Annotated in this window: 22 protein-coding genes; 3 read left to right on the top strand and 19 right to left on the bottom strand. The window is 69.1% G+C overall.

Annotation, left to right across the window (positions count from 1 at the left end):
- Window positions 1–2: 2 nt before the first annotated feature.
- A complete protein-coding gene (locus tag QFZ27_RS13185; protein ID WP_429226853.1) occupies window positions 3–560 on the bottom strand; it encodes a sugar O-acetyltransferase in 558 nt (185 codons plus the stop codon).
- A 27-nt stretch (window positions 561–587) separates the two neighbouring features.
- Complete coding sequence (locus QFZ27_RS13180; protein ID WP_429226852.1) at window positions 588–977, bottom strand: nuclear transport factor 2 family protein; 390 nt, start codon at window positions 975–977, stop codon at window positions 588–590.
- 323 nt (window positions 978–1300) lie between these two features.
- Here QFZ27_RS13180 and QFZ27_RS13175 point away from each other — a divergent pair, with 323 nt between their 5' ends.
- The gene (locus QFZ27_RS13175) at window positions 1301–1651 is read left to right on the top strand and encodes a hypothetical protein (RefSeq protein WP_429226851.1); all 351 of its coding nucleotides are present in this window, start codon (window positions 1301–1303) and stop codon (window positions 1649–1651) included.
- A 117-nt stretch (window positions 1652–1768) separates the two neighbouring features.
- Here the strand turns inward: QFZ27_RS13175 and QFZ27_RS13170 are convergent, their stop codons facing one another.
- The 4 genes from QFZ27_RS13170 to QFZ27_RS13155 all read right to left on the bottom strand — a co-directional run bounded on the left by QFZ27_RS13170 (window position 1769) and on the right by QFZ27_RS13155 (window position 5358).
- A complete protein-coding gene (locus QFZ27_RS13170; RefSeq protein WP_429226850.1) occupies window positions 1769–2299 on the bottom strand; it encodes a GNAT family N-acetyltransferase in 531 nt (176 codons plus the stop codon).
- Between the two features lie 7 nt (window positions 2300–2306).
- Entirely contained in the window at window positions 2307–3062 is a 756-nt protein-coding gene (locus QFZ27_RS13165) for a hypothetical protein (RefSeq protein WP_429226849.1), read from the bottom strand.
- A gap of 34 nt (window positions 3063–3096) precedes the next feature.
- Window positions 3097–4314: a benzoate/H(+) symporter BenE family transporter gene (locus QFZ27_RS13160; protein ID WP_429226848.1), complete on the bottom strand. Its 1218-nt coding sequence runs from the start codon at window positions 4312–4314 to the stop codon at window positions 3097–3099.
- Between the two features lie 108 nt (window positions 4315–4422).
- Window positions 4423–5358 carry a GGDEF domain-containing protein gene (locus tag QFZ27_RS13155; protein WP_429226847.1) on the bottom strand — a complete coding sequence of 312 codons (936 nt, stop codon included), beginning with the start codon at window positions 5356–5358 and terminating at the stop codon, window positions 4423–4425.
- Window positions 5359–5505: 147 nt separating this feature from the next.
- Here QFZ27_RS13155 and QFZ27_RS13150 point away from each other — a divergent pair, with 147 nt between their 5' ends.
- Window positions 5506–5700 carry a hypothetical protein gene (locus QFZ27_RS13150; protein ID WP_429226846.1) on the top strand — a complete coding sequence of 65 codons (195 nt, stop codon included), beginning with the start codon at window positions 5506–5508 and terminating at the stop codon, window positions 5698–5700.
- Window positions 5701–5849: 149 nt separating this feature from the next.
- Here the strand turns inward: QFZ27_RS13150 and QFZ27_RS13145 are convergent, their stop codons facing one another.
- The 6 genes from QFZ27_RS13145 to QFZ27_RS13120 form a co-directional block, all read right to left on the bottom strand.
- Window positions 5850–6959, bottom strand: a complete 1110-nt coding sequence (locus QFZ27_RS13145) for an ABC transporter permease (RefSeq protein WP_429226845.1) — start codon at window positions 6957–6959, stop codon at window positions 5850–5852.
- Between the two features lie 159 nt (window positions 6960–7118).
- Window positions 7119–8267 carry an ABC transporter permease gene (locus tag QFZ27_RS13140; protein WP_429226844.1) on the bottom strand — a complete coding sequence of 383 codons (1149 nt, stop codon included), beginning with the start codon at window positions 8265–8267 and terminating at the stop codon, window positions 7119–7121.
- A 256-nt stretch (window positions 8268–8523) separates the two neighbouring features.
- Entirely contained in the window at window positions 8524–10251 is a 1728-nt protein-coding gene (locus QFZ27_RS13135) for an ATP-binding cassette domain-containing protein (RefSeq protein WP_429226843.1), read from the bottom strand.
- A gap of 229 nt (window positions 10252–10480) precedes the next feature.
- Window positions 10481–11827 (bottom strand): IS4 family transposase, encoded by a 1347-nt coding sequence (locus QFZ27_RS13130; protein WP_429224333.1) that lies wholly within the window; start codon window positions 11825–11827, stop codon window positions 10481–10483.
- 137 nt (window positions 11828–11964) lie between these two features.
- Window positions 11965–12963 carry a secretion protein HlyD gene (gene hlyD / locus QFZ27_RS13125; protein WP_429226842.1) on the bottom strand — a complete coding sequence of 333 codons (999 nt, stop codon included), beginning with the start codon at window positions 12961–12963 and terminating at the stop codon, window positions 11965–11967.
- The gene (locus QFZ27_RS13120; RefSeq protein WP_429226841.1) at window positions 12960–13586 is read right to left on the bottom strand and encodes a TetR/AcrR family transcriptional regulator; all 627 of its coding nucleotides are present in this window, start codon (window positions 13584–13586) and stop codon (window positions 12960–12962) included. The genes hlyD and QFZ27_RS13120 overlap by 4 nt, the downstream gene beginning before the upstream one ends.
- A gap of 149 nt (window positions 13587–13735) precedes the next feature.
- On the opposite strand from QFZ27_RS13120, the gene QFZ27_RS13115 reads away from it, so the two are divergent.
- On the top strand, window positions 13736–14380 hold the full coding sequence (locus QFZ27_RS13115; RefSeq protein ID WP_429226840.1) for a hypothetical protein: 645 nt from the start codon (window positions 13736–13738) through the stop codon (window positions 14378–14380).
- Window positions 14381–14707: 327 nt separating this feature from the next.
- On the opposite strand, the gene QFZ27_RS13110 is transcribed toward QFZ27_RS13115, so the two are convergent.
- From QFZ27_RS13110 to QFZ27_RS13080, 7 genes are all read right to left on the bottom strand, one after another.
- The gene (locus QFZ27_RS13110) at window positions 14708–15481 is read right to left on the bottom strand and encodes a hypothetical protein (protein WP_429226839.1); all 774 of its coding nucleotides are present in this window, start codon (window positions 15479–15481) and stop codon (window positions 14708–14710) included.
- A 68-nt stretch (window positions 15482–15549) separates the two neighbouring features.
- Window positions 15550–16578 (bottom strand): ABC transporter ATP-binding protein, encoded by a 1029-nt coding sequence (locus QFZ27_RS13105; protein ID WP_429226838.1) that lies wholly within the window; start codon window positions 16576–16578, stop codon window positions 15550–15552.
- The gene (locus QFZ27_RS13100) at window positions 16575–17549 is read right to left on the bottom strand and encodes an ABC transporter ATP-binding protein (RefSeq protein ID WP_429226837.1); all 975 of its coding nucleotides are present in this window, start codon (window positions 17547–17549) and stop codon (window positions 16575–16577) included. Before QFZ27_RS13100 ends, QFZ27_RS13105 begins: the two co-directional genes overlap by 4 nt.
- Before the next feature lie 5 nt (window positions 17550–17554).
- Window positions 17555–18448 carry an ABC transporter permease gene (locus QFZ27_RS13095; RefSeq protein WP_429226836.1) on the bottom strand — a complete coding sequence of 298 codons (894 nt, stop codon included), beginning with the start codon at window positions 18446–18448 and terminating at the stop codon, window positions 17555–17557.
- A gap of 13 nt (window positions 18449–18461) precedes the next feature.
- On the bottom strand, window positions 18462–19430 hold the full coding sequence (locus QFZ27_RS13090) for an ABC transporter permease (RefSeq protein WP_429226835.1): 969 nt from the start codon (window positions 19428–19430) through the stop codon (window positions 18462–18464).
- A 61-nt stretch (window positions 19431–19491) separates the two neighbouring features.
- Window positions 19492–20925 (bottom strand): ABC transporter substrate-binding protein, encoded by a 1434-nt coding sequence (locus tag QFZ27_RS13085; protein WP_429226834.1) that lies wholly within the window; start codon window positions 20923–20925, stop codon window positions 19492–19494.
- Window positions 20909–21103 (bottom strand): hypothetical protein, encoded by a 195-nt coding sequence (locus QFZ27_RS13080; protein WP_429226833.1) that lies wholly within the window; start codon window positions 21101–21103, stop codon window positions 20909–20911. The genes QFZ27_RS13085 and QFZ27_RS13080 overlap by 17 nt, the downstream gene beginning before the upstream one ends.
- Window positions 21104–21368 lie beyond the last annotated feature (265 nt).

The raw sequence follows: 21368 nt of genomic DNA, 5'->3' as shown, positions 1-21368 counted from the left end.
CCTCAGCCGGCGATCGATCGGATGACCCGCGCCGGATTTCCGCCGGCCAGGCTGTTCGGCGGAACGTCCCTGGTGACCACCGAACCCGCCGCGACGACCGAGTTCTCCCCGATCGTGACGCCGCCGATGACGATCGCACCGGCCGCGATCCAGACGTTCCGCCCGATCGCAATCGGCTTGGCGACGACGCAGGCGCGCCGCTGGGACGGCTCGATCGGGTGGCCGGACGTGATCAGGCTCACATTCGGCCCGATCATCACATCGTCGGCAATATCGAGCCCGCCCAGGTCGTAGAAGGTGCAGTTCTGATTGATGAAGACATTGCGCCCGACGCTGATGTCGGCCCCGCCGGTCGTGAAAAACGGCGGGATCAACAGAAAGCTGTCGTCGACCGTCTTGCCGATCAATTCACCGAACAGGGTCCGGATCTGAGCCGCATCGTCGAAGGTCAGGCGGTTGAGCGCGGCGGTGAGCGCCATCGCTCGTTTGACGCTCGCGGTCATGGCCGCCGATTCCGGCGTTCTCCCGGGAATGATCCTGGTGCGGTCGTCATTCTCCATTTGTTGTCTCCGTCTGCGTGCGGTCTGTCAGGCGAGGGTGAGGTAGATCTCGGCCTCGATCACCCAATCCGCGCCGGTCTTGCGCCATTTGGCGGTGTAGGAGCCGGATGCGAGCGGCAGGCCGCCGGCGGCGGTGACGCCCTGCCAGCGGCCATGCTCGAGGGCGATGGGCTCGACCGGCGAGACCAGGATGGTGTCGGGGGTGCGGGTGTAGATCGTGCGCAGGGACGCGGCGAATTCGCGCTCCCATGCCGCGAGCTGGGCCTTGCGGCCGGAGATGACGGCGCTGTCCGTGCCGGTGACGAGAACGACACCCGGCGCCAGAAGCAGCCCGATGGCCTTGAGGTCCGCCCCGGCCAGAGCGCGATTGAAGGCATCGCGCCGCCGGCGGATGGCGTGGTCGGGGGCATCGGTCATCTCTAGGCTTTCGGCAGGGGATCGACTGCCGGGGATAGTGCCCCTGCGCACGATGGCGGTCGACGCCCCAGTTTCGTTGCGACGATACCGCCGAATGGATCGAGGCGCCCGCAATCCGGGCGAGGCCCTGGCTGGTTTCGACCCTTTGCGGACATAGGGCATGGGGCAGATACGGTGCCTCTCCCCGATCCGCTCTAGAAACGTTGCGGGCGGCTCGGCGATGACGTCTAAATATCTGCTACTGAGATACGGCGCGGGACAGCTTTCCGCCAGCCCCGGCCGAGCTCGTTTCGACAACCACTTTTTAAGATATAGGAGGCGCCATGAAGCTTAATGTCCATGAAATCTCCATTGCGGCTCGCTGTCTTAATGAATTTCTGAATGGTCTTCCTGCTTCTGTTCTCCGGCCAAAACAGCCATTTCCAGAAGAGCATTTCCGTTCATTTCTCAGGAAAATAAAGGACGACAGATATTATTTTAATATCGGCTATAGTTTGGATATTGACGATAATCAAAGAGTTATGACAATTTTTGTGGTTAATATAGTCTTGAATGAAATAGAGGAATGGGAAATTCCTATACGATTGGGATTTAAGAAAGACAGAATATTAAATTTTCTAAATAAACTTGAGGATCGTGATATAACCGGATTAAATAACTGCATATTTCGATAGGCCAATGGATGATTATATACGGATAATCATGGCAATAACGTGACTCGTCATGTGTTCGTCCCCTGCATGCTTCTCCTTCGGTTCGCTTTCCGCCCCTTCCGGCCGGATTTCCGCCGGTCACCGCCCCGTCGGCGGCCGGGCCACCCAGACCAGCCCGTGCCAGGCGACGCCGTCATAGGTCGCGGTGAAGTCGCGCGACGGATCGCGCTGCAGGCCCAGCCGCGCCATCACCGCCTGCGAGCGCAGGTTGTCGGGCGCGATGTAGGCCAGGATCTCGGCCAGGCCGAGCCGGCCGAAACCGTCCCGCAGCGCCGCCGCCGCGGCCTCGGTGGCGTAGCCGCGGCCCCAGGCGTGCCGCATCAGCCGCCAGCCGATCTCGGCGCCGGGGCCGAGCGGATGGTCCGGCCCCAAGGGCATCAGCCCGGCATAGCCGAGGAATTCGCCCGCCGCGCTCTCCACCGCCCAGCGGCAGAAGCCGTGCCGGTCGAAGGCGGCGCGATAGCGGTCGAGCTTGGCGTCGCTGCCCGCCCGGTCCAGCGGCCCGCCGAGATCGCGCATCACCTCGGGGTCGGCGGCCAGGGCGGCGAAGGCGTCCCGGTCCTCGTCGCACCAGGGCCGGAGGCGCAATCGCGGTGTGGTCAGGATCACCGGCGCCTCAGCGCCGGCTGTCCGGGTCGAACTCCAGCCCGTCGCCGATCTCGTCGAGGCCGAGCAGCGGACCGCGCGGCAGGGTCTCCCAACGCGTCTTCTCCGCGTCGCTCTCGATCGTGCCCTGGGTCCGCTTCGCCCGGCGGGTCAGATAATTGATGCTGAGGCCCTCGATCTCGCCGCTGCCGCGGTTGGTCTCCGTGCGGTCGTAGCCGATCAGCTCGAAGCGGCCGTTCTGCCAGCGGAAGGTCGTGGCGATCGTCGACATCGACCAGCTGCCGGCGCTGGCGAAGACCCCGAGCCTCAGGCGCAGCGTGCCGCGGGCGACCTCGAGGCCGCTGGCGGCAACGGAGTCGAACGGGTCGTCCAGCACCGGATCGGTCCGGCGCGGGATCAGGGCATGGTTCTCCAGCGCCAGCTCGTAGCCCGCCGCCCGGGCGAAGGCGACGGCCAGGATGCGCGGATTGGTGTCCAGCGAATCCACGCCGAGCCCGTCCGGGTTGGCCACCACGTTCTTCGGGTCCGTGCCGTGCAGGACGAAGGCGAGATCGGCCTTGCCGTCGCCGTTCAGGTCGCCCTTGGCCTGCGCCTCCAGCCGCCAGCCGGGCGGCACGAAGCCCTCGGCCGAGGCCGCCTGGCGCGGCAGCGCCGGATAGGTGGCCGCGGGGATCGCGAGCTCCTGCGCGGACGCGCAGGACAGGCCGGCGAGGAGGGCGGCAACGACAGAGACCAGAAGCTTCACGGCGAATCCCTCTCCGAACATGATGGCATCCAGAGACACCAGGCTTCGGGCTTTGTCATGGCAGCGCCGGGCCCCGCAGCCGGTCCAGCGCCAGCACGGCGCCGCCGGCCACCAGGCCCCAGAAGGCGGCGCCGATGCCGAACAGGGAGAGGCCGGAGACGGTGGTGACGAAGGTGACGACCGCCGGCAGCCGCCCCTGCTCCCGCGCCAGCGCGGTCGACAGCGCGCCGCCGAGGCTGCCCAGCAGCGCCAGCCCGGCCACCGCCTGGATCAGCAGCGGCGGCGAGGCGGCGATGAAGGCGGCGGCGAAGCCGGCGAACAGGCCGAGCCCGACATAGACCGCCCCGGCCATCACCGCCGCCGGCCAGCGCCGCGCCGGGTCGGGATGGGCCTCGGCCGAGGCGCAGAGCGCCGCGGTGATCGCCGACAGGTTGACCGCATGGCCGCCGAACAGCGCGGTCAGGGCGCTGGTCGCGCCGGTGGCGACGAACAGCGGCCCGACCGGCGGCCGGTAGCCATTGGCGTTCAGCACCGCCAGGCCGGGCACGTTCTGCGACGCCATGGTGACGATGAACAGCGGCACGGCGATGCCGATGATGGCGCCCGTGGTGAAGGCGGGGGCGACGAAGACCGGCTCCGGCCACAGCTGGGCGAAGGCCCCCGGCGGCACCGCGGTGGTCAGCGCGATCAGCGCCACCGCCGCCGCCACCGCGGCGGGCACGGCGTAAAGCCGGGCGAAGCGCCAGGTCAGCGCCCAGACCAGCAGCACCGGCAGGGCCAGCATCGGCATGGCGCCGACCGCCCGGGCCGGGGCCAGGCAGAGGTCGAGCAGCACCCCGGCCAGCATGGCGCTGGCCAGCGGCGTCGGGATCGCGGTGACCAGCCGGCCGAAGGGGCGCCACAGCCCGGCCACCACCACCAGCGCCGCGGCCACCAGGAAGGCGCCGACCGCGGCCGCGAAGCCGCCCGCCGGCACCCCGGTGGCGATCAGCAGCGCCGCGCCGGGGGTCGACCAGGCGATGCTGATCGGCAGCTTCGAGCGCCAGGACAGCAGGATCGCCAGCAGCCCCTGGCCGATGCAGACCGCGAGCAGCCCGGAGGCCGCCTGGGCCGGGGTGGCGCCGGCCGCCGCCAGGCCCTGCAGCACCACGGTGAAGGCGCTGGCGAAACCGACGATGGCGGCCAGCAGCCCGGCCGCGACCGGCTGCAGCGCCGAGCCGCCGCGCGGAGCCGCCGGTACATCGTCGAAGGTGGAGGAAGTGTCGGTCCGCATCGCCGGGCCTCTGCAGTGGGCCGGCGGAAGGCTGCCGCCCGGCGGCTGCCCAAACTAAAGGCAGTCGCCCGGCTCCGAAACAGGTCAATTGTTTGGATACAAGCGCGCCTACTGCGCGATCGCCGGCCGCTCCGGCTCCGGCCCGTCGCAATAGATCCGGTTGCGGCCGCTCATCTTGGCGGAGTACAGCGCCTTGTCCGCCCGTGCGTAGAGGCCGGCGACCGTGTCCCCGGCGCGGCCCTCCGCCAGCCCGGCGGAAAAGGTATAGGCGACGTCTCCGCGGTCCGGCACCGGCCGGGCTGTGCGGATCACGGCCAGCATCCGCTCGACCACCAGGACCGCCGGCTCGATCGAGGTGCGCGGCAGGACCAGCAGGAACTCGTCCCCGCCCATCCGGCCGAAGCAGTCGGACCGCCGGACCATGCCGGCGATGCGCTGCGCGAAGTCGCGCAGGACCAGGTCGCCGGCCTGGTGGCCGTGCCGGTCGTTGACCGGCTTGAAATGGTCGATATCCAGGAGCGCGACACAGCCGAGCACGCCGGGTTTGAATGGCGGCCGGCGGAGCATCTCCTCGATCCGCTCGGTGACGAAGCGGCGGTTGGCGACGCCGGTCAGCTCGTCGGTGTAGGACGCCTTGACGGCGAAATCCCGGTCTTGCCGCACGGCCCGGTCCTCGGCCCGCATGCCGGTGATGTCGCTGGCGATGCACAGCATCCAGCCGTCGCCGCGGACGCTTTCCGTCATCCACAGCCACCGGCCGTCGACCAGATCGGTCTCATAGGCCCGGAAGCCGGTCTTGCCGCGGCGGGACTGAGTCGAGACCAGCCACGCCTCGAAATCCTCCGCCCGGATCACCGAGCCCCGGCCGGCACCATGGTTCCGGCGCATGATCTCGGACCAGAGCGGGGTCTCGTCGTCGGCGATGAAGAAGGCGCCCCGAAAGGCCGGGTTGGCATAGCGCAGCCGGTCGAACTCGTCATAGGCGGCAACCAGAACCGACGTCCCATCGAACATCTGAACGAGGGTTGCGAGAACGCTGTCCATAATACCCCATCATGACCGAGATCCGGCCACGGGGCGAGTGTCGTCGAAGCGTATGGATGCGGCTTGCAGAGGAGGACGACGAGGAGGATCGTAGGATCGGAGTCGGCCGTCGGTTGGCGACGGCGGTTCGCAGGGGGAGTACGGATCATGCGGAATCCGACAGTAGCGCTGCTTTCGATGGTTGCGGCCGGCATCGCCCTGGTCGCGTGCTCGTCCTCCGAGACGCCGGGCGACAGCTTCAACCTGTCGGTCCACAACCCGACCCCCTCCGCGCTGGCCCGGACCGGCCCCACCGCGGAGCCCGGCGAGGATCCCTACAACCGGACCGTCCCGCTGCCCTGAGGCGGCTCAGAGACCGTCTGGAAGTGCGCTGGCGAGTCGGCTGGCGGTGGTTTCGAGAACCGGCGCGCAGCGCACGTCTGGTGCGTGAGCACCGGAAGCTTCGAGTCCGCCGTCAGACGGCCGCGCCAGTAGCGTTTACAAGCGGTCTCTCATTCCATCCGGCGGCGGAACATCCAGGCCGCGGCACTGAGCGTCACCAGGGCAATCAGCGCCAGCGGCACGGTGTTGCGCAGCATCTCCTCGACCGGCAGCCCCTTCAGGAACACGCCGCGGACGATGATGATGAAGTAGCGCAGCGGGTTGACGTAGGTCGCCGGCTGCAGCCATTCCGGCATGTTGTCGATCGGGGTGGCGAAGCCGGACATCAGCGTCGCCGGGATCATGAACAGGAATGACCCGAGGATCGCCTGCTGCTGCGTCGCGGACAGCGCCGAGATGAACAGCCCGATCCCGATCAGCGCCAGCAGGTAGAAGAACACCCCGGCATAGAACATGCCCAGCGACCCGCGCAGCGGCAGGCCGAACCAGACCACCGCCACCAGCAGGTAGAAGCTGCAATGGGCGAAGCCGATCAGCAGCGACGGGATGGTCTTGCCCAGCAGGATCTCATGCACCCTGAGCGGCGACACCAGCAGCTGGTCGAAGGTGCCGAGCTCGCGCTCCCGCGCGATGGTCAGGCCGGTGACGATCAGCCCGATCAGCACGGCGATCACCGCGACCAGGTTCGGCACCATGAACCATTGCGTGTCGAGCGCCGGGTTGAACCAGAAGCGCGGCACCGCGGCGTCCGTCCCCTTCGCCACGCCGCTGGGGCTGGCCGCGTCGAGCGCCATGGCGGCAACGATCTGCGAGATGTAGTTGCCGGTCAGCTGCGAGGCGTTGGACCGGCGGCCGTCGAGGATGACCTGCACATCGGTCGGGCGCCCGGCGGCGATGTCGCGGGAGAAGCCGGGCCCGATCTGCACGGCCGCGAGCACCTCTTGCTGATCAATGGCTCGGCGCAGGGCCTCCGGCGTGTCGACCACCAGGATGCTGCGGAACGTCGGCGAGCCCTCGACCCGCCGCACCAGCTCCTGGCTCCAGGCGCTGCGGTCGCGGTCGAGCAGGGCGATGTCGACATTCTTCACCTCCATCGTCGCGGCATAGGCGAAGACGAACAGCTGAATGATCGGCGGCACGATCAGGATCAACCGGCCGCGCGGGTCGCGCAGCACGGCCAAGAGCTCCTTGATGATGAGAGCTCTCAGGCGGCGCAGCATCGCATGCCCCTCCTCGCCATCCCCGAAACCGTCATGGCGAGCCCCGCAGGGGCGTGGCCATCCAGGGCCGCTCGCACCAATCCTGGATGGCCACGTCGCTTCGCTCCTCGCCATGACGGTTTCGGTGGGTGGACAGGCCCGTTCTCCTTCGGTCCGACATCAGGCCAGCCTCTTCCGGGTCAGCCGCGCCGCCAGGGCCAGCAGCACCGCGCCCTCGACCAGCATCACCGCCATGTTGCGCAGGTACAGCGGCCAGATGTCCCCGGCCAGGAACACGGTCTGCAGCGCCGGCACGTAGTAGCGCGCCGGCAGGATGTAGGTGATCCACTGGATCGGAAGCGGCATCGAGCTGATCTCGAACAGGAAGCCCGACAGCAGGAAGGCCGGCAGGAACCCCGCCACCAGGGCCAGCTGCGACGCCAGGAACTGGTTCTTGGTGGCGGCGGAGATGATCAGCCCCAGCCCCAGCGCCGGACACAGGAAGGCGGCGGAGACCAGGTAGAGGGCCCCGATCGAGCCGCGGAACGGCACCCCGAACAGCACCACGGCGACGAAGACGCACAGGGTCAGCGATGCTAAAGCGAGCAGGAAATACGGCAGCACCTTGCCGGCCAGCAGCTCCAGCGCCGTGACCGGCGTCGCCATCATCGCCTCCATGGTGCCGCGCTCCCACTCCCGCGCCACCACCAGCGCGGTCAGCAGCGTGCCGATCATGGTCATGACGATGGCGATGGCGCCGGGCACCAGCGTGTTGCGACTGACCAGCTCCTGGTTGAACCAGACCCGCTGCTCGACATCGATCATGGGCGCGCCGTCGGCGCCCTGCCCCGCCGCCCGCATCGCCCGCCAGCCCGACAGCACGCCCTGGGCATAGGCCATGACGAAGTTCGCGGTGTTCGGGTCGCTGCCGTCGACCAGGATCTGGATCTGCGGCGCCCCGCCCGGCCGCGCCGCCTCGGCGGCGAAGGTCGCCGGGATGACGATGATGCCCTTGACCCGGTTGGTCACCAGATCCTCGGCGAACTCCCGCCGGTCGGTGCCGATCCGGGCGTCGAAATAGCGCGAGGCCTGGAAGCTGGCGGCGAGGTCGCGCGCCTCCGGCCCCGGGCTCTCCACCGCCACGCCGACCCGGGTGTGGTCGGCGTCGAGCGACAGGGCGTAGCCGAACAGGAACAGCAGCAGCACCGGCAGCACCACGGCGATCAGCAGGCTCGACGGATCGCGCAGGATCTGCCGGCTCTCCTTCCGCAGCAGCGCCCCGAACCGCCGCAGCCGGTCGGCGCGGGAGATGGCGGGGGCGTCGGTCATGCGGCGCCTCCGAACCGGTGGCCGTCCGTGACGGCCCCGTCACGCTGCGCCCTTTTATTGTCCCCCCTCGCCTTGCGGGAGGGGGGTAGGGGGAGGGGTCTGCGCGCGTCCGCGCGCGAATGCCATGGAAGCACAACTCCCACCCAGACCGGCTCTGCAGAATCCAAGGTCCGCCCGAGCTGCGACACCCCCCTCCCCCTAGCCCCCTCCCGCGAGGGGAGGGGGGACTCATCTTTCTTCTGCCTGCCCACGCCCATCACGCCGCCTCCTGCTTCGCGTCGGAGGCCTCAACCAGGGCGATGAAAGCGTCCTCCATGGTCGGGTCGGGGTGCTCGCTGTCAGCCACCTTCGCCTTCAGCTCGTCCGGCGATCCCAGCGCGATCGAGCGGCCACGATAGATCAGCGAGATCCGGTCGCAATATTCCGCCTCCTCCATGAAATGGGTGGTGACCAGCACGGTCACCCCCTTCTCGACCAGGCCGTTGATGTGGGTCCAGAACTCGCGCCGGCTGATCGGGTCGACGCCGGAGGTCGGCTCGTCCAGGAACAGCACCTCGGGCTCGTGCATCACGGCGCAGGCCAGCGCCAGGCGCTGCTTGAAGCCGAGCGGCAGGGTGCCGGCCGAGCGCGGCAGCACGTCGCCGAGCGCGAAGATCTCGGTCATCAGCCCGATCTGCCGCCGCGCCCGGCGCCGGTCCAGGCCGTAGACGCCGGCGAAGAAGTCGAGGTTCTGGCCAACGCTGAGATCGCCGTAGAGCGAGAATTTCTGGGCCATGTAGCCCAGCCGGTTGCGCGCCTCGGCGCTGTCGCGGCGCAGGTCGAAGCCGGCCACCCGCCCCTTCCCCGCCGTCGGCTTCAGCAGGCCGCACAGCATCTTGAAGGTGGTCGACTTGCCGGCGCCGTTGGGGCCGAGCAGGCCGAAGATCTCGCCGCGCGGGATGTCGAAGGTGATGTCGGCCGCGGCGGTGAAGTCGCCGAAGCGCTTGGTCAGGCCGCGCGCCTCGATCACCGGCCCTTCCCGCGGCGGCAGCGTCTCGCGCGCCTCGGCCAGCTTCGACCGGCCGCCGGGGCCGCCGCCGAGGATGTCGACGAAGGCGTCCTCGAAGCGCGGCGCCGCCGGGCCGATCTTCGCGGCCGCTCCGGCCTCCTCCGGTGGCGCCGGGGGCTGCCCGGCGTCCTTCGCCACCAGCCGGATCGCCGTGCCCTGGATCACGCCGTCGATCACGCCCGGCTGGTCCAGCACGGCCGCCAGCACCTGCCGCCGCCGGCCTTCGACCCCGGTCAGCCGGAACACCCGGCCCTCGACCCGCCCGGTCAGCCCGTCCGGCTCACCCTCGTAGAGCAGCTTGCCCTCGTTCAGCAGCAGCACCCGGTCGCATTTCTCGGCCTCGTCGAGATAGGCGGTCGACCACACCACGCCGATGCCCTCGCGGGTCAGGTCCTGCACCATGCCCCACAGCTCGCGCCGCGAGATCGGGTCGACGCCCACGCCCGGCTCGTCCAGCAGCAGCAGGCGCGGCTTGCGCAGCAGGGCGCAGCCGAGGCCGAGCTTCTGCTTCATGCCGCCGGACAGCTTGCCGGCGAGGCGGCCGGTGAAGCGCTTCAGGTCGGTGAAGGTCAGGATCTCGTCGAACACCGCCGGCCGCTCGGCCCGCGGCAGGGCGCGGAGATCGGCGTAGAGGTCGAGGTTCTCCTGCACCGTCAGGTCCTCGTACAGGCCGAAGCGCTGCGGCATGTAGCCGATCGCGGCCTGGATCGGCGCCGGCTCGGCCCGGCTGTCATGGCCGAGCACGGTCAGCGATCCCTCCTCGGGCCACATCAGCGCGGTCATCAGCCGGATCAGCGTGGTCTTGCCCGCCCCGTCCGGCCCGACCAACCCGGTGATCCGGCCGCCGCCGATCGCCGCGGTGACGGCGTCCAGCGCCGGCCTGCCGGGCCCGAAGCGCTTGGTGACGCCCTCGATCCGGACCAGGTCCGTGGGCATGGAAATCCGGCTGTGACCGCTCGACGGCATGACGCTCACCCCGTCGCAGCCAAAAATAACTGAGTCCCCCCTCCCCTCGCGGGAGGGGGATAGGGGGAGGGGGTTCTCTCCGCTCGCGCCGCGCCAGGGTATCCAACCCGCAACGACGGCGGAGACGGCCATGACTCATTCGCGCGCGGACGCGCGCAGCCCCCTCCCCCTGCCCCCCTCCCGCAAGGGGCTACGGGATTCACGGAAGTTTTGCCTGTGTTGCGAGGGCATAGCCATGGAGCATAGGGGCGAGCCGTTTCCATCCATTGTGCATGGTTTTGGGACCCGGTGGCTTGCCGTAGCAGTTCCATCCGCCGAGGCGAGCGGTGACCCAGGAGAGGAAGGCGAGGCTGGTGGGGGCATGGGGGTTCTTCTGGCGCGGGGTGTTGCCTTCGAGGGATCGAGAGATGGCGGCAAGTGGAGCGAGGAGGTCGGGATCGACCACGTCGGTGGCCGGCCTGGGGCTGCCGTCGCGGGCATCGACGAGTTGCAGGGTGCGGACTGCGGCGGCCAAGCCCATGGCGGCGAGGATGAACAGCCGCTCGGCATCGGCGAGTTGAGTGTCTTCGAGGCCCAGGCCATCGCTCTTGAGGGCACGAAAGACCTGCTCGATGCGCCAGCGCAGGCGATAGAGATCGATGATCTCGGTGGCGGCGTCGGCGCCGTCGGCGGGATGGGTGGTGAGCAGGCGCCAGGCGATGGCCTGCTTCGGGTCGGGCGGATCGATCTCGATGGCCTGGACCAGCGTCAGGGTTACGGTGCGCACCGCGCCCGGTTCGGCCTTGCGGCTCTTCGGACGGGCGATCTGCACGCTGCCCGCCTTGATCGCGAGGGTCGCTTCACGGCTGCGCTCGCCCGGTCGGCTCGGCGGCACCAGGATGCGGCGGCGCGTCAGCTCCGGGGCATCGTCCAGGGCGGCGAACAGCCGGCCGCCGCCGGCCAGGCTGCGGTTCTGCGCCGACCGGAGGATCAGGTCGAGATTGTCCGGGCGCTCGGTGAACAGCTCCCAGATGTCGCTCTCGCGATCGGCGATCATCGTCACCGCCGCCGCCTCGGCCAGCACCCGGGCCGCGGTGGTGCAGCCGTCGTGCCAGCGCATCGATTCCTTTTCCGCCAGGGCCCGGCCACGCCGCTCGCCCACCGGCACCGAGCCTCGCGTCCAGATCTGGGCCCCGACCAGGCCGATCACCGCCTCTTCCTCCACATCCACCGCAATCACCGGATGCAGGAAGAAGCCGGGGTCCTTCCCGTTGCCCCCAGGACCCAGCCCGCGCCGCTTGGCCGCCCGACCCTTGAAGTTGACCTCGCTCGTATCCTGGATCGCCACCACCCGGCGCCCCACACACTGCTGGGCTGTCCGCGACGCCAGCGTCTCCACGATCCCTTCCACCGAGCTGTACGGCGACGACAAAAACCGGTGCACCGCCATCTCTCCGGCCCGCGTCCCGCCAAGCTCGCGCACCACCAGCGATCCCGTCGCCACGATCTGCTCGATCAACCACTCGGCTCGCGCTGCCACCCGGATGTCGCCCAGCCCAAACGTCACGGCAAAGTCTCCTCTCGGCTTGACTTCGCCTTGAATCACACCTCCCTCCACGCGCAAATCACTTTCGTGCATCCCGTAGCCCGCAAGGGGAGGGGGGACTAAGATGAAATGCGCCTGACGAGACGATTCCAATCATCTCACCCACCCTTCGGCATGCGCACGGTCACCGGCATGCCCTGGCGCAGGGCCGGGTCGGGCTCGTCGACGATGATGCGGAGGCGGTAGACCAGGTCGGTGCGCAGCTCCGGCGTCTGCACCGTCTTCGGCGTGAACTCGGCGACCGGCGAGACGAAGCCGACCCGGGCGCGGTACGGCCGGTCCGGCCTGGTGTCGGTGACCACCTCGACCATCAGCCCCGGATGGACCCGGCCGAGATCCGGCTCCGCCACATAGGCGCGGATCCAGACCGGCCTGGTCAGCGACAGCACGTAGGCGACGCTGCTGGGCGCCATGATCGCTCCCGGCTCCGCCACCCGCGACAGGATGATGCCATCGGCCGGGGCCTCGAGCGTCGCGTCGGCCAGCGAGGTCTCGGCGGTGGCGAGGTCGGCCTGGGCGGCAGCGAGATTGGCCCGGCCGGCGGCGATGTCCTCGGCCCGGCTGCCCTCCAGCAGCAGCTCCAGGGCGTGCCGGTCCGCCTCCAGCCGGGCCTGGGCCATGTCGCGGGCGGCCACGGTCTGGTCCAGCGTCGATTGTGGCGCGTTGCCCTTCTGGCGCAGCTCCTGGGTGCGGTCGAAGGCCAGCTTGGCGTTTGCCAGATCGGCCTCGCGCTCGGCCACCGTGGCCCGGCCCTGGGCGATCTCGGCGACGCGCGGGCCGGCCACCAGCTTGTCGAGATCGGCCTGGCGTGCGGCAACGCTGGCCTTGGCCGCGGCGACGCTGTCCTGGAACGGCCGGTCGTCGAGCCGGGCCAGCACCGTGCCGGCCGTCACCGCCTCGCCCTCCTCCAGCTTCATCTCGGCCAGCCGGCCTGAGACGCGGAAGCCGAGCTCGGCCTGGCGGATGTCGACATTGCCGTACAGCGTCAGCGTGTCGCCCTGCCCCTGGCGCCAGCCCAACCGGCCCGGCAGGTCGAACCACCAGCCGGCGGCGACCGCGGCCGCGACCAGGACAAGAACGGCGATGCGGATCTTCATGGCCGTGCCTCCACCGCCAGGCCGCGCAGATAGATGTCGAGATGCCGGTCGATGAAGATCCCGAGATCGAAGCTCTCATCCGGCCGCACGAAGGTGGTGCCCCAGATCACCGCCATCAGCAGCGGCGCAATCATCAGCCGGGCGGCATCCTTCGGATCGACCGGCCGGATCTCGCCGGCGGCGATGCCGCGTTGGATCAGGCCGGAGACGACGCCCAGCATCCGGTCGATCACGGTCTCGCGCCAGAACTGCGCCAGCTCCGGAAACTGCGGCGATTCGGCGATGATCAGGCGCGGGAACTGCATCAGGGACGATCCGGCCACCGTCTGCATGATGGCGCGCAGCAGCCGCGGCAGGATCTCCAGCACCGGCATGTCCGGCCGCGCCGTCTCGCCGATCAGCCGCTCGACATTGGGCAGCACCGACTGGCGCACCAGCGCCTCGAACACCGCCTGCTTGCTGGGGAAGTAGAGATAGACCGTGCCCTTGCTGACCCCGGCGCGGGCGGCGATGTCGTCGATCCGCGTCGCGGCGAAGCCGCGCTCCACGAACAGCTCGAACGCCGCATCCAGCAACTCCGCCGGCCGCGCCTCCTTGCGCCGTCTCCGCACCGCCTGGGCCATGCCGGTCCGCTCGCCTTCGTTAATGACTGACCGGTCAGTTATTAACGAAACGACGGCCCGAGTCAAGGATGGGTCGTCCCTTCATCCGACCCTGAACCGTCGGCGCCAGTAAACACATTGTGCAGTTGTATTAATCTGCGATCTTGTTCATGCTACGTTCCATGAACAAGGCGCAGACCGACCGGATGTCGGAAGCCCCGGCCACTCCCCAGGAGGAGCGGGCGGCGCGGCATCTGCGCATGCTCGCCCGGGCGGCCGAGATCCACATGGAGATCATGGAGGCGACCCGCACCGAGGCGGTCGAGGCGCCGCAGCCCGGCGTCGACTATGGCCAGCGGATCGCCGTCATCACCAAGTCGCTGCGGCTGACCCTGCTGCTGGAGGACAAGTTCGCCAATCATCGCGACGAGCGGCGCAAGGCCGCGGCGAAGCGCGAATCGGCCCAGGAGGATTGGCACGACCTGCGGGTGAAGCTGGCGATGCTGGCTGCCGCCTATGAGGTGTCCGAGGACGATGAGGAGGTCGACCGCCGTGTCGCCGAAGTCTGCGAGCGGGTCGAGCGGGTTGAGGTGGCGGAGCTGATCGCTGCCAGCCGGCCCGAGGTCGCGGTGGCCGCCCTGTGCCGGCGCTGGGGTTTCCCGCCGGAGGTGGAGCGCTGGCTGGAGATGGCCGACGAGGCCATGGAGCATTACGGCTTCATACCGCCGGAGGATGGCGAGGAGGCTGATCCGGAGGATCCGCCCGAGCCCCGCTCCACTGCTCCCGGCCGCCGCAGGCCGCCGGACACGGGATGACCGCCGGCGAACTCATCCGCTTTACCAACCTTCAGCACTCGCGAACGCAGCCTTCCACACTCCCCCTCCCCTTGCGGAAGGGGGTTGGGGAGGGGTCTGCGCGCGTCCGCGCGCGACTGCGCAGAGGACAGGCCTTGCCGTCATGGCCGTAGCGTCAGAGTTCAGGCCAGCCTCGACGGCGATACCCCCACCCCCTGCCCCCTCCCGCGAGAGGAGGGGGAGAGTAGAAGGGATGGATCGGCTCGAACGGCGGTATTCCAGAAAAGTCCCACCCAGCGGGAGAGGTCGGAGGCGCTTGCGCCTCCGGGTGAGGGATCCGGATCCGGCCTATTGCCCGATCTCGGCCAACTCCTTCGGCAGGGCGCCGGACTCCACGACCCATGTCGTGCCGTCGAGGCGGACCACCACGGCCTCGCTGCGCTTCCGGCCCTTGTTGCTGACGTCGTAGGTCAAAGTCACGCGGCCGGCCGCCGGCTTGTCGAGATCGGCGCGGCTCTTGACCTCGACGATGTCCTTCTCGTCCTCCACCGCCCCGCCGTTACCGGCGCCGATCCGCAGCGGATCGGCCACGACGATCCGGTCATGATCGAACAGGAACAGGTTGAGGTCGTTGAACGAGTAGCCCTGGTTGACCGAGCCGCTGCGGGCGGTGAACCCGTCGCGGCCGCCGAATGTCACCGCCGCCAGGTCGCCGGGGTTGCCGAAGGTGCCGACCTCGGCGAAGTCCAGGACGGGCGTGACCAGGCCGGGCCCGTCGAGCGCCGGGCGCGACGGGTCGGCCCGCATGATGTAGGCCGACAGTCGCGCCGGCTCGCCCGCGCCCATGCCGCCGACACGGCCCCGGGCCGTGACCAGCAGGTCGAAGCCGTCATAGGTCAGCCGCTGGACCGGCCACACGCAATCGGCTCCGTCGTCGCTGTCCTTGGCGATGCTGTAGTTCGAGTCGAATGCCGCCTCGACCATGACACCGAGCAGCGAATCGTCCTCCATCATCCCGTAGGCCTCGGGGCACAGCACCGTCTTCGTCTCCGCCCGGGCCGGCGGCGACAGCGGGCCGGCCAGCGCCGCGGCGGCCGCCAGGGCGGCGATCAGCATCTTCATCGAGGAATTCCCCTTCGGTTCCGCCCCATTTGAATCAAGGAATCGCGGCGGCAACGAGGCAAACTCTCCTAGACGCTCATGCGCAGGGGTGTCGCCGCCCGGTCCCGCCCCTCCTCGACCGCGTGGCAGGCGACCAAGGCGTCGCCGGCGGCGAGCGGCCGCGGCACCTCCTGCCGGCAGCGGTCGTTCGCCAAAGGGCAGCGCGGGTGGAAGGCGCAGCCCGGCGGCGGGGCGATCGGGCTGGGGATTTCGCCCTCCACCATCCGCCGCGGCCGGCCGGTCATCTCCAGGTCCGGCAGCGCGTCCAGCAGCATCCGCGTGTAGGGGTGGCGCGGCGCCCGGAACAGCGACCGGGCCGGCGCCAGCTCCACCATCCGGCCGAGATAGACCACGCCGATCCGGCTGGCCATGTGCCGGACCACGGCCAGGTTGTGGCTGATGAACAGATAGGTCAGGCCGAACTGGTCCTGCAAATCCTTCATCAGGTTCAGGATCTGGGCCTGGACCGAGACGTCGAGCGCCGAGGTCGGCTCGTCGCAGACGATGAACTCCGGCTCCGACGCCAGCGCCCGGGCAATGCAGATGCGCTGGCGCTGGCCGCCGCTGAACTCATGCGGGAACTTGCGCCCGTCGCGCGGATCGAGTCCGACCCGGCGCAGCAGTTCCGCTACCTTTTCCGCCGTCTCGGCCTGGGACGAGGACAGGCGGAAGGCGCGGATCGGCTCGGCCACGATGCGGTCGACCCGCCAGCGCGGGTTCAGGCTGGCAAAGGGATCCTGGAAGATCATCTGGATCCGCCGGCGCAGCTTAGCCAGCTGCGCCTTCTTCGCCGGGTCCGCCAGGTCGATGCCGTCGATCAGCACCGCGCCGTCACTGGGCTGCAGCAGCCCCACCGCCAGCCGGGCGATGGTCGACTTGCCGGAGCCGGATTCGCCGACCAGCGCCAGCGTCTCGCCCCGGCTGATGGTGAAGCTGACATCCTGCACCGCCTTCAGGGTCAGCCGCGGCGCCCCGCCCAGCAGCCGCGCCAGCCAGGGCTGGGACAGGTCGAAGCGGCGGCTCAGCCCGACCACCTCGACCACGGCGTTCGTCGTCATGCGCGGCCTCCTTCCACCAGCCAGCAGGCCGCCGCCCCCGGCCCCGCCGCGATCAGGTCCGGCCGGTCGCGCCGGCAGCGGTCGAAGGCGGAGCCGCAGCGCGGGTTGAAGGCGCAGCCGGCCGGAATCGCGTCCAGCCGCGGCATCGCGCCCGGGATCTGCGCCAACCGTTCGTCGTCGCCCGTGACCGTCGGGATCGAGCCCATCAGCCCCACCGTGTAGGGGTGGTGCGGCTGCTTGATCACGGTTCGCACCGGGCCGATCTCGGCGATCCGGCCGGCATACATCACCGCAACCCGGTCGGCGGTCTCGGCGATCACGCCCATGTCGTGGGTGATCAGCATCACCGCGGTGCCGCGCTCCCTGCACAGCCGCTTCAGGACCGCGATCACCTGGGCCTGGACCGAGACGTCCAGCGCGGTGGTCGGCTCGTCCGCGATCACCAGCTCCGGCTCGGCCGCCAGGGCCAGGGCGATGACCACGCGCTGGCGCATGCCGCCGGAGAACTCGTGCGGGTAGCTGTCGATCCGCGCCGCCGCCGCCGGGATCCCGACCTCCTCCAGCAAGGCGATGGCGCGGCGCCGGGCGCCGTCGCGGCCGAGCGGCAGGTGGGTGGCGATGGTCTCGGTCAGCTGCTTTCCGACGGTGTAGAGCGGGTTCAGGCTGGTCAGCGGGTCCTGGAAGATCATGCCGATGCGCCGGCCGCGGATCCGCCGCATCGCCTCGGGCTTCAGGTTGTCGATGCGCTCGCCCTTGAGCCGGATCTCGCCGCCGGCGATGCGCCCGGGCGGGTCGATCAGCCCGATCACGGCGGTGCCGGTGATCGACTTGCCGGCGCCGGATTCGCCGACCACGCCCAGCACCTCGCCGGGCGCGATGTCGAAGGACACGCCGTCGATCGCGGTCAGGAGGCCGCGCCGGCTGCTGAACTGGACCTTGAGGTCGCGGACGCTGAGGGTGGGTTCCGTCATGGCCCTCACCGCAGCTTCGGGTTGAGGGCGTCGCGCAGCCAGTCGCCCAGGAGGTTGACCGACAGCGCCAGCACCGCCAGCGCCGCGCCGGGGAAGATCGTGATCCACCACTCGCCGGAGAACAGGAAGCGGTTGCCGATGTTGATCAGCGTGCCCAGCGAGGGCGAGGTCGACGGCACCCCGACGCCGAGGAAGGACAGGGTCGCCTCGGTGATGATCGCCAGCGCCAGGTTGATGGTGGCGATCACCAGCACCGGCCCCATCACGTTCGGCAGCACGTGGCGGAACATGATGGTCCAGTCCGACAGGCCGATCAGCCGGGCCGCCTGGACGTATTCCTTGCGCGATTCGACCAGGGTCGAGCCGCGCACGGTGCGGGCGTACTGCACCCAGTAGGACAGGCCGATGGCGACGACGATCACCCCGATCTGGACGTCGGTGCCCCCGCCCCTGCCGACCAGCGCCAGGGCGATACCGTTGATCAGCAGCGCGATCAGGATCGCCGGGAAGGTCAGTTGCACATCGGCGACGCGCATGATCACCGCCCCGACCCAGCCGCCGCGATAGCCGGCGACGAGGCCGAGGGTGACGCCGATCAGCATCGCCAGGGCGACGCCCGCGACGCCGACCAGCAGTGAGATTCGGGTGCCGTACAGGATGGCCGAGAACAGGTCGCGGCCCTGGTCGTCGGTGCCGAGCGGGAATTGCGGATCGCCGTCCGCCTCGAAGGCCGGCGGGATCAGCGAGTTCATCAGGTCGAGGCTGGCCGCGTCGAATGGATCCTGCGGCGCGATCAGCGGCGCCAGGATGGCCCCCGCGGCCATCAGCAGCGCGGCCAAGAGGGCGATGATGGCGATCGGCGAGCGGCGGAAGCGCCAGGCGAGGTCGCTGTCGAGCATGCGTCGCATCGGCTCAGGTCCCGACGCGGATCCGCGGGTCGACCGCGGCGTAGAGGATGTCGACCACCAGGTTGATGGTGACGAAGATGAAGGCGCTGAGCAGCAGGTAGGCGGCCATGATCGGGATGTCGACATTGGCCACCGCCTGGATGAACAGCAGGCCCATGCCCGGCCACTGGAACACCTGCTCGGTGATGATGGCGAAGGCGATGATCGAGCCGAGCTGCAGCCCGGTGATGGTGATGACCGGGATCAGCGTGTTCTTCAGCGCATGGCCGAAATGGATCGCCCGGTCGGGCAGGCCGCGGGCGCGGGCGAAGCGGATGAAGTCGGTGCGCATCACCTCCAGCATCTCGCCGCGCACCAGGCGCATGATCAGCGTCATCTGGAACAGGCCGAGCGTGATCGCCGGCAGGATCAGCGAGCGCAGGCCGGACAGGGTGAGGAATCCGGTGCTCCACCAGCCCAGCCGGACCACGTCGCCGCGGCCGAAGGAGGGCAGCCAGCCGAGCTCGACCGAGAAGATGAAGATCAGCAGGATGCCGATCAGGAAGGTCGGCAGCGACACCCCGACCAGCGAGCCGCCGAGGAACAGGCGCGACAGCCAGCGCCGGGGATAGAGGCCGGTGAACACCCCCATCGGCACGCCGATCAGCAGCGCCAGCAGGGCCGAGGTCAGCGACAGCTCCAGCGTCGCCGGCGCACGGTCGCCGATCAGGCCCGAGACCGGCTGCTTGAACTGGTAGGAGTTGCCGAAGTCGAACCGCACCACGTTGCCGGCATAGCGGACGAACTGAACCACCACCGGATCGTTCAGACCCAGGCTCTCGCGCAGCGCCTCACGCTCCGCCTCGGTGGTCTCTTGCCCGACCATCTGGTTGATCGGGTCTCCGACGAAGCGGAACATGGTGAAGGCCAACAGCGCCACCACCAGCATCACCAGGATCGCCTGCGCCACGCGCGTCAGGATGAAGGCCAGCATCACACCCCGCTGTCGATGAAGGAAAGGGGGCGGCGGCTCGAGGCCGCCGCCCGGCGGGTCTCTAGTTCTTCTTGATCCAGTCGAAGATCAGCCAGTTGTCCGGCCGCTGGACCACGGCGAACTTCTTCGACACGCCCCAGGACAGCGCCTGCTGGTGCAGCGGCAGGTAGCCGACATCCTGGTTCAGCAGAATGTCGTAGGCCTGGAAGATCAGCTCGTCCCGCTTGGTCTTGTCGCCTTCGACCGAGAAGGCGTCGACCAGGGCGTCGACCTTCGGGTTGCAGTAGCCGCCGTCGTTCGAGACGGCGACGCCCGGCGCCCGGCAGCGCACCAGATTGTTGAAGACGCTGAGCGAATCATAGCCGTCCGGAGTCCAGCCCAGCAGGTAGAAGCTGGTGCTGTGGCCGCCGGCCTCGCCGATCTGGGTGAAGTGCTTGGCGCGCGGCTGGGCGTTCAGGGTCACCTTGACCCCGATCCGGGCCAGCATCGACACCACCGCCTGGCAGATCGCCTCGTCATTGACGTAGCGGTCGTTCGGGCAGTCCAGCGTGACCTCGAAGCCGTCCGGATAGCCGGCCTCGGCCAGCAGCTTCTTCGACGCCTCCGGATCGTAGGGATGGCGCTTGAACTCGCCGGCCCGGTCGAACAGCGCCGGCGAGATCATCAGGGCGCTCGGCGTCGCCTGGTCGCGCATGATGCGCTTGGCGATCGCGTCCTCGTTGATCGCCTGGTAGAAGGCCAGCCGCACCTTCTGGTCCTTGAACGGGTTCTTGCCCTTGATGTTGGAGTACAGGAGCTCGTCGCGGTCCTGGTCCAGGCCGAGGAAGATGGTGCGCAGCTCCGGCGCGGCCAGCAGCGTGGTGTCGGCGTTGTTGGTGACGCGGTCCTGGTCCTGCACCGGCACCGGGTCGACCCAGTCGACCTGGCCGGAGAGGAGCGCGGCGACGCGGGTGGCCGAGGACGCGATCGGCGTGAACTCGACCCGGTCGATATTGCCCTCGGGCTTGCCCCACCAGTTCGGGTTGCGCACGAACACCGTCTTCACCCCGATCTCATGGCTTTCGACCATGAAGGGGCCGGTGCCGTTGGCGTGCAGCACGGCGTAGCCGGGGTTCTTGTCGGCCGTGGAGGACGGCGCCACGGCGTTGTTCTGCTCCGACCACTCCTTGTCGAAGATCGGCCAGGAATCCCAGGTCCCGTTCAACAGCGGGTTGGGCTTGGTCAGGACGAAGTCGACCGTGTTGTCGTCGACCTTCACCGCCTTCATGTCGGAGGGCACGCGGCCCTTGATGTCCGAGCCCGGGGCCCGCAGCCGGTCGAGCGAATACAGCACGTCGTCGGCGTTGAAGGCATCGCCATTCGCGAACTTCACGCCTTCGCGCAGATGGACGCGCCATTTCAGCCCGTCATCGGTCACTTCCCAGCTCGTGGCCAAGGCGGGGACGATCTTCATCTCCTGGTCGCGCTTGGTGAGCCCCTCATAGACGTTGCTCATCGTCGCGGTCGTGAAGGTCTCGTTGTACTGGTACGGAGTCGAGCGTGTTCAGGTTGCCCTGGAAGGCGAAGCGGAACACGTTCTCCGCCCGCGCCGAGGCCGAAGCCGCCAGCACCGCGGCCCCGATCAGAAGCCCGGCCGCGGCCCACCGCAGCGGCCCGGGGGCCGCCAGGGCCATGGATCGATGTCTGCCTCGCTGTCTCACATCCGCCATCGCTGCCTCGCTGGTTCTTGGTTGCAGGACGCCGGGCGGCCGATGCCGGCCCGGCTGGGTCCAAAAGATTCGAAGGCGCGGCCGGTCGCGGCCACGATCTGAACGCCGGTCGGCGTTGACTGGATACCTCCCCGGTGCGGATGATTGCCCGACTTTTGCTCCGGGTCGAGCCGGATCGGGAATCGGTGCCCAATTCTCGGGCAATCCCTGCCGGCCCCCGACGGCAGAT

Origin of the sequence: Inquilinus ginsengisoli (assembly GCF_050434925.1) — a bacterium.
Classification (GTDB): domain Bacteria; phylum Pseudomonadota; class Alphaproteobacteria; order DSM-16000; family Inquilinaceae; genus Inquilinus; species Inquilinus ginsengisoli_B.
This window is presented reverse-complemented; position numbering and strand designations above follow the sequence as displayed.

Bases quoted from the DNA above. Each gene is read 5' to 3' on its own strand.
- QFZ27_RS13185 (WP_429226853.1), bottom strand. From the start codon at position 560: ATGGAGAATGACGACCGCACCAGGATCATTCCCGGGAGAACGCCGGAA.
- QFZ27_RS13180 (WP_429226852.1), bottom strand. From the start codon at position 977: ATGACCGATGCCCCCGACCACGCCATCCGCCGGCGGCGCGATGCCTTC.
- QFZ27_RS13175 (WP_429226851.1), top strand. From the start codon at position 1,301: ATGAAGCTTAATGTCCATGAAATCTCCATTGCGGCTCGCTGTCTTAAT.
- QFZ27_RS13165 (WP_429226849.1), bottom strand. From the start codon at position 3,062: ATGTTCGGAGAGGGATTCGCCGTGAAGCTTCTGGTCTCTGTCGTTGCC.
- QFZ27_RS13160 (WP_429226848.1), bottom strand. From the start codon at position 4,314: ATGCGGACCGACACTTCCTCCACCTTCGACGATGTACCGGCGGCTCCG.
- QFZ27_RS13155 (WP_429226847.1), bottom strand. From the start codon at position 5,358: ATGGACAGCGTTCTCGCAACCCTCGTTCAGATGTTCGATGGGACGTCG.
- QFZ27_RS13150 (WP_429226846.1), top strand. From the start codon at position 5,506: ATGCGGAATCCGACAGTAGCGCTGCTTTCGATGGTTGCGGCCGGCATC.
- QFZ27_RS13145 (WP_429226845.1), bottom strand. From the start codon at position 6,959: ATGCTGCGCCGCCTGAGAGCTCTCATCATCAAGGAGCTCTTGGCCGTG.
- QFZ27_RS13140 (WP_429226844.1), bottom strand. From the start codon at position 8,267: ATGACCGACGCCCCCGCCATCTCCCGCGCCGACCGGCTGCGGCGGTTC.
- QFZ27_RS13135 (WP_429226843.1), bottom strand. From the start codon at position 10,251: ATGCCCACGGACCTGGTCCGGATCGAGGGCGTCACCAAGCGCTTCGGG.
- hlyD (WP_429226842.1), bottom strand. From the start codon at position 12,963: ATGAAGATCCGCATCGCCGTTCTTGTCCTGGTCGCGGCCGCGGTCGCC.
- QFZ27_RS13120 (WP_429226841.1), bottom strand. From the start codon at position 13,586: ATGGCCCAGGCGGTGCGGAGACGGCGCAAGGAGGCGCGGCCGGCGGAG.
- QFZ27_RS13115 (WP_429226840.1), top strand. From the start codon at position 13,736: ATGCTACGTTCCATGAACAAGGCGCAGACCGACCGGATGTCGGAAGCC.
- QFZ27_RS13110 (WP_429226839.1), bottom strand. From the start codon at position 15,481: ATGAAGATGCTGATCGCCGCCCTGGCGGCCGCCGCGGCGCTGGCCGGC.
- QFZ27_RS13105 (WP_429226838.1), bottom strand. From the start codon at position 16,578: ATGACGACGAACGCCGTGGTCGAGGTGGTCGGGCTGAGCCGCCGCTTC.
- QFZ27_RS13100 (WP_429226837.1), bottom strand. From the start codon at position 17,549: ATGACGGAACCCACCCTCAGCGTCCGCGACCTCAAGGTCCAGTTCAGC.
- QFZ27_RS13095 (WP_429226836.1), bottom strand. From the start codon at position 18,448: ATGCTCGACAGCGACCTCGCCTGGCGCTTCCGCCGCTCGCCGATCGCC.
- QFZ27_RS13090 (WP_429226835.1), bottom strand. From the start codon at position 19,430: ATGCTGGCCTTCATCCTGACGCGCGTGGCGCAGGCGATCCTGGTGATG.
- QFZ27_RS13085 (WP_429226834.1), bottom strand. From the start codon at position 20,925: ATGAGCAACGTCTATGAGGGGCTCACCAAGCGCGACCAGGAGATGAAG.
- QFZ27_RS13080 (WP_429226833.1), bottom strand. From the start codon at position 21,103: ATGGCCCTGGCGGCCCCCGGGCCGCTGCGGTGGGCCGCGGCCGGGCTT.